Raw genomic sequence first — 11,583 nt, forward strand, 5'->3', positions numbered from 1 at the left:
TCAGGCCGAAGCTGCATCGTAGAACAACGCATCGTTGCGCTGCTCGACCAGCGCCTGCTCGATCGCAGCCTGGTGGACTTCATCGGCGTGCTCTTCACCAGCTTCAGGCTTGATTCCCAGGCGTGCGAACAGCTGCATGTCCTTGTCGGCCTGCGGGTTGGCCGTTGTCAGCAACTTTTCACCGTAGAAGATCGAGTTGGCACCGGCCAGGAATGCCAAGGCCTGCATTTGCTCGTTCATCTGCTCACGGCCTGCCGAAAGGCGCACGTGCGACTTGGGCATGAGAATACGGGCCACTGCCAGCATGCGGATGAAGTCGAACGGATCGACGTCGGCCTCGTCGGCCAGCGGCGTACCGGCCACCTTGACCAGCATGTTGATCGGCACGGACTCCGGATGCTCAGGCAGGTTGGCCAGTTGAATCAGCAGGCCTGCGCGGTCATCGAGCGTCTCGCCCATGCCGAGGATGCCGCCAGAGCAGATCTTCATGCCGGCATCGCGCACATAGGCCAGGGTCTGCAAGCGCTCGGCGTAGGTGCGCGTAGTGATGATGCTGCCGTAGAACTCGGGGGAGGTATCGAGGTTGTGGTTGTAATAGTCCAGGCCCGCCTGGGCCAGCGCCTGGGTCTGCTCCTGGTCGAGCTTGCCGAGGGTCATGCAGGTTTCCAGGCCCATGGCCTTGACCCCTTTGACCATCTCCAGCACATAGGGCATGTCCTTGGCCGAAGGGTGCTTCCACGCAGCGCCCATGCAAAAGCGCGTGGAACCAATGGCCTTGGCGCGCGCGGCCTCCTCGAGCACCTTCTGCACCTCCATCAGCTTCTGCTTTTCCAGGCCGGTGTTGTAGTGCCCGGACTGCGGGCAGTACTTACAGTCTTCGGGGCAGGCACCGGTCTTGATCGACAGCAGGGTGGAGACTTGCACCCGGTTGGGGTCGAAATGCGCACGGTGTACAGCCTGGGCGTTGAAGATCAGGTCGTTGAACGGCTGTTGGAACAGCGCCTTGACCTCGGCCAGGGACCAGTCGTGACGTGTTGTTGCAGTTGTACTGGCGCTCATCGGCGTTTCCTTGTTTAGGCTCTAGCAGGCGCCGGGCAAGGAGAACGCCCGCGCTTCACGGATAGCCGAAATAGTCAGGGAAGGCCCATGAACTGTCAACTTAAGCTTAAGAGGCTGGTCTACAACTGGTCACTAGTTAACCAAATATGCGCACTATGCGGTGCCACTGCGCTCCAGCCCTACGCGCTATGCGAGCCATGTGAACAACAACTGCCCTGGCTGGCTGATGACCAATGCTCACGGTGCGCCCTGCCTCTGGCCATGGCAGGCATGGAATGCGGACAGTGCAACCGCAGGCCGCCAGCATTCGAACGGGTTCTGGCACCCTGGCATTTCACATTTCCGGTGGACACCCTGATCAGTCGGTTCAAGCACAACCGTCAGTGGCCGCTGGGACGCCTGATGGCTGAGATTGCCGGTCATGCGCTGAGCCATCACTATGCCGAAGGCCTGCCCCGCCCCGACGTGCTGCTTGCTGTACCCCTGACACGGCGCCGGCTGCGTGAACGGGGGTTCAACCAGGCTGCGATGCTGGCGCGTTGGTGGTCAAGGCAACTGGCAGTGCCTTTCGTCGAACACCTGCTGGTACGCACCCGCCACACCACGGCCCAGCAGCATCTGAGCGCCAAGGCTCGATGGCGCAACCTGCGTCAGGCGTTCGCCGTATGCGGTGGCCTGCACGGCCAGCATGTCGCGCTCGTCGATGATGTACTGACCACCGGCGCGACGGCGCAGGCTGTTGCACAGGTCCTGCGCAAGGCAGGTGCCGCACGTGTAGACGTCTACTGCCTGGCACGCACACCCAAGCCCGGCTATGCATGAGCGTGCAGGCCAGTGGCGGCGACGCAGTGGTACGCTACGCCCACCCCGTACACTGGCCCATCACCGAACCGGTCGGATGCCCATGCCCTTACCTGCCCCACTGACCCATCACATTACCCGCCGCCCACAGCGCGTGGCCCTCTTGCAGCACATTGCCGAGCAGGGCTCCATCACCCGCGCCGCCAAGGCTGCCGGCATGAGCTACAAAGCTGCCTGGGATGCGATCGATGAACTCAACAACCTGGCCAGCAGCCCCTTGGTAGAGCGCAGCACTGGCGGGCGCGGCGGCGGCGGTGCACGCCTGTCTGCCGAAGGCGAACGGGTGCTGCGGCTGTATCAGCGCCTGCAAGCCTTGCAAGCTCAGTTGCTCGAAGCCACCGATGATGTGAGCGACCTTGACCTGCTCGGTCGCCTGATGCTGCGCACCAGCGCCCGGAATCAGCTGCAAGGCCAGGTCAGCGCCCTTCATCGCGTGGGGTGGCATGACCGGGTCGGCCTTGCACTGAGTGGGGGGCTGCAGATCGAAGCCTTGATCACTCATGACAGCACCGAGCGCCTTGGGCTGACCTTGGGCACGACGGTGGTGGCCTTGCTCAAGGCAGGTTGGGTGCGCCTGCTGGGCCACAGCGACGAGGCGGATCAACAGCACAATTGCCTGCAGGTGACCGTGGACTCGATTCTGACGGGCACCGATGGCCCCCACGAGGTGCGCCTTGCGCTTGGCAATGGTCAGACCCTGTGCGCCTTCGCCGAACCGGCCTGGCTGGCAGAGCACCAGGTGACCGTTGGCAACGCCCTGCGTGCGCAGTTCTCGGCCGCCGATGTGGTGATTGGTATCCCGGCCTGACCTGTAACGGCGTTTGGCACATGGCCGAGTGCCCTGCGGCGCCTCGGTGGCCAACGCGGTAACATGGGGGCCACGCTGCCTACCGCCGGAGTCATCATGTCCCACCCGTTCGCCACACTCACCCCCGACTTGGTGCTCGACGCCGTGGAATCATTGGGGTTTCTCAGCGATGCGCGGGTATTGGCACTCAACAGCTATGAAAACCGCGTCTACCAAGTGGGCATCGAGGGCGAGCAGCCCTTGATCGCCAAGTTCTATCGACCCGGTCGCTGGAGCGATGCAGCCATCGTCGAAGAACACCGCTTCACGGCCGAATTGGCCGGCTGCGAAGTGCCGGTGGTAGCGCCCCTGCAGCATCAAGGCAACACGCTGTTCGAACACGGCGGCTTTCGCTTTACGCTGTTCCCGCGCCGTGGTGGGCATGCCCCTGAACCCGGCAACCTCGATCAGTTGTACCGCTTGGGCCAGTTGATCGGACGCCTGCATGCCGTGGCTGCCAGCCGGCCGTTCGAACACCGGGAAGCGTTGGCTGTGGATAACTTCGGGCACGCCTCACTGGACACACTGCTAAAAGGCGGGTTCGTGCCCCGGGAACTGTTGCCCGCCTTCGAATCGGTCGCGCGCGATGTACTGGCTCGAGTGGAAGCCATCTATGCCCGCACCCCGCACCAGGTCATCCGCCTGCACGGTGACTTGCACCCGGGCAACCTGATGCACCGCGACGAGATCTACCATGTGGTTGACCTGGACGACTGCCGCATGGGCCCTGCGGTACAGGACCTGTGGATGATGCTGGCAGGCAATCGGGATGAGCGTCAGGGCCAGTTGGCCGAGCTGGTCGAGGGCTACAACGAATTTCACGACTTCGACCCGCGTGAGCTGGCGTTGATCGAGCCGCTGCGTGCCCTGCGTCAACTCCACTACAGTGCCTGGCTGGCGCGTCGCTGGGACGATCCGGCATTTCCGCCCAGCTTCCCGTGGTTCGGTCAGCCTAGATACTGGGGTGATCAGATTCTGGCGCTGCGTGAGCAAATGGCCGCCCTCGATGAAGCCCCACTCAAGTTGTTCTAGATCGACCGTCGGCGCTGTCTACAATAGCTGCCGTTAATCAGCATCTTAAGCAAGGACTCTGCATGCACGCTGCAAACCCGCGTCGCGGGTATCTACTGGGCCTGAGTGCCTACATCATCTGGGGCCTGTTCCCCCTGTACTTCAAAGCCATCCAAAGCGTCCCCGCCGTGGAGATCATCGTCCACCGTGTGCTGTGGTCAGCGCTGTTCGGCTCGATACTGCTCGCCTTCTGGAAACACCCCGGCTGGTGGCGCGACCTGCGCGACAACCCGCGGCGCTTGGCCATCCTGGCATTGAGCGGCACATTGATCGCAGCCAATTGGCTGACGTATGTCTGGTCGGTGAACAACGGACGCATGCTCGAGGCCAGCCTTGGCTACTACATCAACCCGCTGATCAACGTGCTGCTCGGCATGCTGATTCTCGGCGAGCGCTTGCGCCGTTTGCAGTGGCTGGCGGTCGGTCTGGCCGCGCTCGGCGTCATGCAACAGGTCTGGCAGGTGGGCAGCCTGCCCTGGGTATCCTTGGCACTGGCGCTGACCTTCGGGTTCTACGGGCTTATTCGCAAGCAAGCCCCCGTGGCGGCCCTGCCCGGCCTGGTTGTCGAGACCTGGATGCTGGTACCGCTGGCGCTTGGGTGGTTGCTGCTGCACCCCGGCGCGATGAGCGCGCAAGGTGAGTTCTATACCACAAGCGAGGCCTTGTGGCTGATGGCTGCAGGCCCCGTGACACTGGTGCCGCTGGTGTGTTTCAACGCTGCCGCACGGCATCTGCCCTACACCACGCTGGGCTTTCTGCAATACCTGGCGCCAACGCTGGTCTTGCTCCAGGCCATCTGGCTGTTCGACGAGCATCTATCCCCAAGCACGCTTACGGCATTCATGTTCATCTGGGCAGGGCTGGCGTTGTACAGCGTCGATGCGTGGTGGAGTTTGCGTAAAAATCGCTGATCAAAAAACGATCATGTCTCTGTACGCCTTGATATACATGGCCTGCAGAGACATCTCCAGAGCTTATCCACACCCTCGTCCCCGCCGTTTGTGCACAACCTCTCTACATTGATCAATTTTCGATCAAATCTCTGCAGCCCTTGCAAGCCGGGCGCTGGGACCCGATAGCCCCAGCTTATCCACAAGGCCGTCCTCTCTAAATCGGGATAACCTCTGCCAGAGTCTGCGGCAGTGGCGAGCCGCATTTACTCATCCGCGCGCAACCGCAACTCCACCATCAAGTCATCGGCCAGCGCTTCCAGACGTTGCTGCAGCTGCTCCAGCGGCAGGGACGCGGGTAATGCCAGAAGGGCCTCGGCATGAAACAGGGGTTCGTTGCTCATCGGTGCCGGGCGCACCTCTGTGGCAATCCGTTCGACGTTCACATTCAGCTCGGCCAGCACACGGGTGATATCCCGCACGATCCCTGGTCGGTCGTTACCTACCAGCTCCATGCCAAAGGGTTTGGATGCATGGGCAGGCTCGCTGCCACTTTCGGCCAGTTGCACGCGAATGCCGTGTGCGGACAATGCCCCGAGCGCGTCCACCAACGCGTCATACCGATCCGCCGGCACTGCCACCCGCAGGATGCCGGCAAATTGCCCAGCCATGCGCGACATGCTGCTTTCCAGCCAGTTACCCTCGAAGTCGGCGATGCACTGGGCGATCCGCTCGACTTGGCCGGCCTTGTCCGGGGCGATCACGGTAAGCACAAGATGTTCCACGGAATGTTCCTCGAGTGGGGTTCAGGCCATACAGCGCCAAGGTGTCGCCACAGTATAGGCAAGGCGCGTCAACCTGCCGCAGGGCAATCCTCCTTATAAATCGTGTACTGTTTTTAGATTTATCTGGAACAATCACTCCGTTTTTTGCGAACATGGCGCTTCCTTGCAGGATCCTGTGCGACCAACAGGTCGCCTGACGGCGCTTTTAGTCTGATAGTGCCCAGCCGGCTGCTTCATGTAGTATCCGTGGGCGCGGACTACACAACGTCGTTTGAAGGTCTGTCGAGGCGCCTGTGAAGAATGCACGTTGCTTGCTGTCAGGCAGGCAAACCGCACCCAGCCGCGTCCGGGCTTGTACCGGAGGCATGCACTGGTGCCGTGCGAGGAGAAGCGCTACAGGCTCAATACAAAAGAGCGAAATAGCTGAGCAGAGTGAGGCAAGCAATGACTGGATACGTTCAAGTCGGTGGCCTTCAGGTCGCCAAAGTCCTGTACGACTTCGTGAACAACGAAGCCATCCCCGGAACCGGCATCATCGCCGAGCAGTTCTGGGCAGGTGCTGAAAAGATCATCAACGACCTCGCTCCAAAGAACAAAGCCCTCCTCGCCAAGCGCGACGAGCTGCAAGCCCAGATCGACGCCTGGCACCAGGCCCGCAAAGGCCAGGCCCACGACGCCCCGGCCTACAAGGCTTTCCTTCAGGAAATCGGTTACCTGCTGCCACAAGCCGACGATTTCCAGGCCACTACGCAAAACGTGGACGAAGAAATCGCCCACATGGCCGGTCCGCAGTTGGTGGTACCGGTCATGAATGCACGCTTTGCCCTGAACGCCGCGAATGCCCGCTGGGGCTCGCTGTACGATGCGCTCTACGGCACCGACGCCATCAGCGAGGAAGGCGGCGCCGAAAAGGGGCAAGGCTACAACAAGGTACGTGGCGACAAAGTGATCGCCTTCGCCCGTGCCTTCCTCGACGAAGCGGCACCACTGGCTGCTGGCTCGCACGTCGACTCCACGGCCTATCGCATCGAGGCCGGCCAGTTGGTCGTCACCCTCAAAGGCGGCAGCAACACGGGCCTGCGTGACGACGCCCAACTGGTCGGGTTCCACGGCGACAGCAACGCCCCCACTGCCGTGTTGCTCAAGCACAATGGCCTGCACTTCGAAATCCAGATCGATGCCAGTACCCCGGTGGGCAGCACCGATGCCGCAGGCGTCAAGGACATCCTGATGGAATCGGCACTGACCACCATCATGGACTGCGAAGACTCCGTGGCGGCAGTCGACGCCGACGACAAAGTGATCGTGTATCGCAATTGGCTGGGGCTGATGAAAGGTGACCTGGCCGAAAGCGTCAGCAAGGGCGGCAAGACGTTCACCCGCACCATGAACCCCGATCGCGAGTACGCAGCGCCGAACGGGGGCAGCGTCACGCTGCATGGTCGCTCGCTGCTGTTCGTACGCAACGTGGGTCACCTGATGACCAACCCGGCCATCCTCGACGCGCAGGGTAACGAAGTCCCGGAAGGTATCCAGGACGGTCTGTTCACCAACCTCATGGCGCTGCACAACCTCAACGGCACCACCAGCCGCCGCAATACCCGTACCGGCAGTGTGTACATCGTCAAGCCGAAGATGCATGGCCCGGAGGAAGTGGCGTTCGCCGCCGAGATATTCAGCCGGGTCGAAGACCTGCTGGGTATGCAGCGCAATACCGTCAAGGTCGGCATCATGGACGAAGAGCGCCGCACAACGGTCAACCTCAAGTCCTGCATCAAGGCCGCTGCCGAGCGCGTGGTGTTCATCAATACGGGCTTCCTCGATCGCACGGGCGACGAAATCCATACCTCCATGGAGGCAGGCCCGGTCGTGCGCAAAGGCGCCATGAAGAACGAGAAGTGGATCGGCGCCTATGAGAACAACAACGTCGATGTAGGCCTTGCCACCGGCCTGCAAGGGCGTGCGCAGATCGGCAAGGGCATGTGGGCCATGCCCGACCTGATGGCCGCCATGCTGGAGCAGAAGATCGCTCACCCGCTGGCCGGTGCCAATACCGCGTGGGTGCCTTCGCCGACGGCAGCCACCCTGCACGCCCTGCACTACCACAAGGTGGATGTGCAGGCGCGCCAGCGCGAGCTGGCTTCGCGCACACCGGCTTCGGTCGATGACATCCTGGCCATTCCGCTGGCGACCAACCCCAACTGGTCGGACGAGGAAATCCGCAACGAGCTGGACAACAATGCCCAAGGCATCCTGGGCTACGTGGTGCGCTGGATCGATCAGGGTGTGGGTTGCTCCAAAGTGCCCGACATCAACAACGTGGGGCTGATGGAAGACCGCGCCACCTTGCGCATTTCCGCCCAGTTGCTGGCCAACTGGCTGCGACATGGTGTAGTCAGCCAGGAGCAGGTGCTCGAAAGCCTCAAGCGCATGGCGGCAGTGGTCGACAAGCAGAACGCCAACGACCCGCTGTATCGCCCGATGGCGGGCAACTTCGACGACAACGTTGCCTTCCAGGCGGCAGTCGAGCTGGTGCTCGAAGGTGCCAAGCAGCCTAACGGCTACACCGAGCCTGTGCTGCATCGCCGTCGCCGTGAGTTCAAGGCACGCAACGGGATCTGAACGACCGGCGTATAGCGTGAGCTGCTTGCAGCGTTGATCGGCGGGGCCTTCGGGCCCCGCTTGCACATCAGGCCAGCTTCAATTCGCGCTTCACCAGTTCGAGCAGTTTCGCCAGGTCGACGGGCTTCAACAGAAAGTCCACAACCCCCAGGTGCATGACATCAACGGCCTCTTTCACATCGGTATCGCCTGATACCACGATGATCGAAAGCGCAGCCCGGTCCGCTTCCTGCATCTCGCGCACCTTGTGGATAAGGTACAGCCCATCCTCGGGCTGCATCCGCAGGTCGGTGATCATCAGCGCGATGCGAGGCTCCCAATGGAGCTTGAACAGCGCCTCCTGGGCGCCATCGGCCGTCATGCCGTCGATACCCTTGCTTTTGAGATACAACATCAAGGCTTCGCTGTTGACCGGATTATCGTCGACCACGAGCACTACCGGCCGGGCAGGCGGCGGCGCACTCACAGCAGCGAGTGCCGCACGCTCTGCGTCGCTCAAGATGTCGGTGTGCTCGGACATGGTCGTCTCGTATCCATTCGCTCTACTGGTAAGACCGCAGATTCTCCGACACACAATTTACCTTTCGTCGGATTATTGACGTGTTCGTGCCCTAGACTTACGTCCAATGGGCACCACGCCCTCTGCAGGCCGACCATGAATGCCGAAAACAACAAAGCCGACCCTATAGATAGATATATATAGTTCGGCGTAGCGATACGGTCAGGTCGATGAGCAAAAAAGACGCCTACCAGCAAGCGGGTAGAACGGCAGTGCTGCAAAACATCCAGGGCACCCTGCAATTCCTGCAGCGCTTTGCGCCCTTCAACCAGATGGAGCAGAGCCATCTGGCCTACTTGGTCGAGCAGTGCCAGCTGCGCTTCTACGCCAGCGGCGAAAGCATCATCAAGCCAAGCGACGGGCCGGTCGAGCACTTCTACATCGTCAAGCAGGGCCGCGTGGTTGGTGAGCGGCAGCACCTGGTCAAACCCGGCGTCGAAACCACGTTCGAGATTACCCACGGCGAGTGTTTTCCACTGGCAGCCTTGCTCGGCGAGCGAGCCACGCGTACGGAGCACCTGGCCGGTGACGACACTTTCTGCCTGCAACTGAACAAGGCGGCATTCATCCGCGTCTTTTCCCTTTCCGAGGTGTTCCGCGATTTCGCCTTGCGAGGGGTCAGCAGTCTTCTGGATCAGGTCAACCAACAGGTCCGTCAACAGGCGGTGCAAACCCTGGGCACCCAGTATTCCCTCAATACACCGCTAGGCGAACTGGCCATGCGTCACCCCGTGGCCTGCGCCCCCGAGACACCGCTGCGCGAAGCCGTGCGGCTGATGCATGAGCAGCAGGTTGGCTCGATCGTGATCGTCGATGGGCAGCGCCAGCCGACGGGCATTTTCACCTTGCGCGATCTGCGCCAGGTGGTTGCCGCAGCCGATGCCGATCTGGGTGCACCCATTGCACGGCACATGACCGCCGCACCGTTCTACCTGAGCCCCCAGGCGAGTGCCTTCGATGCGGCCATGGCGATGACCGAGCGGCATATCGCGCACGTGTGCCTGGTGGAGAGCGGGCGGTTGTGTGGGGTGGTGTCCGAGCGCGATCTGTTTTCCCTGCAGCGGGTGGACCTTGTGCACCTGGCGCGTACCATTCGTCATGCGCCGCGCCTGGACACGCTTGTTTCCCTGCGAGGCGAAATCAGTCAGTTGGTCGAGCGCATGCTCGCCCACGGTGCCTCCTCTACGCAGATCACCCAGATCATCACCTTGCTCAACGACCACACGGTATGCCGGGTCATCGAACTGGCGCTGGCAGAACGTGGCGATCCGGGGGTGCCGTTCAGTTGGCTCTGTTTTGGCAGTGAAGGGCGGCGCGAGCAGACCCTGCACACCGACCAGGATAACGGTATCCTCTTCGACGCAGCCGATGACACCGAAGCGCAGGCCATCCGGGCGCGGCTGCTACCGTTGGCGCAGTACATCAACCAATGCCTGGCGCAGTGCGGTTTTACCCTGTGCAAGGGCAATGTCATGGCCGGCAACCCTGCGCTGTGCCTGTCGCACAGCGAGTGGTCACGGCGCTTTGCCGGCTTCGTGCGTGACGCAAGCCCGGAGAACCTCCTGGGCTCGAGCATCTACTTCGACCTGCGAGTAGTCTGGGGCGACGAACACACGTGCGAGGCGTTGCGCAGCACATTGCTGACGCAGATAGCCGACAACCGTATCTTCCAACGCATGCTGGCTGACAACGCCCTGCGCCAACGCCCGCCTGTGGGGCGTCTGCGCGACTTCGTGCTGACACGCCAGGGCACTGACAAGGCTGGCACCCTGGACCTCAAGGTTCAGGGCCTGACGCCCTTCGTCGATGGCGCACGTGTGCTGGCGCTGGCCCATGGGATCGGTGCTTGCAATACCCTGGAGCGCATCCGCCAACTGGTGGTCAAGGGTGTGATCGATCCCCTGGACGGCGCCGCCTACGAAGAGGCGTACCATTTCATCCAGCAGACCCGCATGCAGCAACATCAACGCCAGGCACGCGACAACCTGGCCTACTCCAACCGCCTGGACCCAGACAGCCTCAACCACTTGGACCGGCGCATCCTGCGCGAGTCGTTGCGCCAGGCTCAGCGGTTGCAAAGCAGCCTGGCCATGAGGTACCAGCTGTGAGCTTCTTCGCATGGCTGCGCCCCCAAGCTCCGCAACTGGCGCTTTCGCAGCGCGAACGCCTGGCGGCCTTGCCCCTACCCACCGCGCTTGGCACCTGCACCCTGCGCGAGCAGCGCTGGGTGGTACTTGACCTGGAAACCAGTGGCCTGAACACCAACCGCGATCAAGTCCTGTCCATAGGCGCAGTGGCCATCGAGGACGGGGCAGTGGACTTCTCGCAGCAGTTCGAGCGGACCCTGTACCGACCTGAGCAGAAGACCAACCCCAGCGTCCTGATACACGGCCTGGGCCCAAGCGCCCTGGCAGCGGGCTGCGACCCAGGGCACGCATTGCTTGACCTGCTCGAGTTCATTGGCACCAGCCCGGTGCTGGCTTTCCATGCGCCGTTCGATGAGCGCATGCTGGCACGGGCCCTCCGACAGAGCCTGGGTCATCGTCTGCAAATACCCTTCCTCGATGTGGCCGAGCTGGCACCCATGCTCAATCCCGACACGGTGTTGCGAGAAGCCGGTCTCGATGACTGGGTAGCGCGTTTCGAGCTGCAGGTACAAGCGCGTCATCACGCCAGCGCCGACGCACAGGTAACCGCAGAGCTGGCGTTGATTCTGTTGAGCCAGGCGCGCCGCCAGCACATCCAGAGCCCGGCGCAACTTGAGCAATGCCTGCAGAACTGGCGACGTCGGATGGCCCAGCGCCACGGCCTATAGGCAACGGGTCAGGCACCCGGCCCTTACTACGTGATGGCGGTAGCGGGCTAGCACGCATGCCCCTGCCATATCGC

At 62.1% G+C, this 11,583-nt stretch carries 10 protein-coding genes; 7 read left to right on the forward strand and 3 right to left on the reverse strand.

Translation table 11 applies throughout. The features are described 5' to 3' along the window. Positions 1–1,059 (reverse strand): biotin synthase BioB, encoded by a 1,059-nt coding sequence (gene bioB / locus NMB38_RS20010; protein ID WP_104926581.1) that lies wholly within the window; start codon positions 1,057–1,059, stop codon positions 1–3. A gap of 87 nt (positions 1,060–1,146) precedes the next feature. Between bioB and NMB38_RS20015 the strand changes: the two genes are divergently transcribed. The 4 genes from NMB38_RS20015 (at position 1,147) to rarD (ending at position 4,749) form a co-directional block, all read left to right on the forward strand. Then, positions 1,147–1,881 carry a ComF family protein gene (locus NMB38_RS20015; protein WP_286928542.1) on the forward strand — a complete coding sequence of 245 codons (735 nt, stop codon included), beginning with the start codon at positions 1,147–1,149 and terminating at the stop codon, positions 1,879–1,881. Between the two features lie 82 nt (positions 1,882–1,963). Next, positions 1,964–2,728, forward strand: coding sequence for a TOBE domain-containing protein (locus NMB38_RS20020; protein WP_049695360.1), 765 nt, complete (start codon positions 1,964–1,966; stop codon positions 2,726–2,728). A gap of 96 nt (positions 2,729–2,824) precedes the next feature. Further along, positions 2,825–3,799, forward strand: coding sequence for a serine/threonine protein kinase (locus NMB38_RS20025; RefSeq protein WP_028686641.1), 975 nt, complete (start codon positions 2,825–2,827; stop codon positions 3,797–3,799). A 62-nt stretch (positions 3,800–3,861) separates the two neighbouring features. Continuing rightward, positions 3,862–4,749, forward strand: coding sequence for an EamA family transporter RarD (gene rarD / locus NMB38_RS20030; RefSeq protein WP_490805776.1), 888 nt, complete (start codon positions 3,862–3,864; stop codon positions 4,747–4,749). A 245-nt stretch (positions 4,750–4,994) separates the two neighbouring features. On the opposite strand, the gene NMB38_RS20035 is transcribed toward rarD, so the two are convergent. After that, positions 4,995–5,513 carry a glycine cleavage system transcriptional repressor gene (locus NMB38_RS20035; RefSeq protein ID WP_027913593.1) on the reverse strand — a complete coding sequence of 173 codons (519 nt, stop codon included), beginning with the start codon at positions 5,511–5,513 and terminating at the stop codon, positions 4,995–4,997. A gap of 444 nt (positions 5,514–5,957) precedes the next feature. On the opposite strand from NMB38_RS20035, the gene NMB38_RS20040 reads away from it, so the two are divergent. Beyond that, positions 5,958–8,135, forward strand: a complete 2,178-nt coding sequence (locus NMB38_RS20040; RefSeq protein WP_027913592.1) for a malate synthase G — start codon at positions 5,958–5,960, stop codon at positions 8,133–8,135. A 67-nt stretch (positions 8,136–8,202) separates the two neighbouring features. Here the strand turns inward: NMB38_RS20040 and NMB38_RS20045 are convergent, their stop codons facing one another. Beyond that, positions 8,203–8,655: a response regulator gene (locus tag NMB38_RS20045; protein WP_027913591.1), complete on the reverse strand. Its 453-nt coding sequence runs from the start codon at positions 8,653–8,655 to the stop codon at positions 8,203–8,205. A gap of 209 nt (positions 8,656–8,864) precedes the next feature. Between NMB38_RS20045 and NMB38_RS20050 the strand changes: the two genes are divergently transcribed. After that, positions 8,865–10,802 carry a DUF294 nucleotidyltransferase-like domain-containing protein gene (locus tag NMB38_RS20050; protein ID WP_027913590.1) on the forward strand — a complete coding sequence of 646 codons (1,938 nt, stop codon included), beginning with the start codon at positions 8,865–8,867 and terminating at the stop codon, positions 10,800–10,802. Beyond that, positions 10,799–11,509 carry a 3'-5' exonuclease gene (locus NMB38_RS20055; protein WP_027913589.1) on the forward strand — a complete coding sequence of 237 codons (711 nt, stop codon included), beginning with the start codon at positions 10,799–10,801 and terminating at the stop codon, positions 11,507–11,509. The genes NMB38_RS20050 and NMB38_RS20055 overlap by 4 nt, the downstream gene beginning before the upstream one ends. The last annotated feature ends 74 nt before the right edge of the window (positions 11,510–11,583 follow it).

It is taken from the genome of Pseudomonas sp. FBCC-B35 (genome assembly GCF_059133755.1).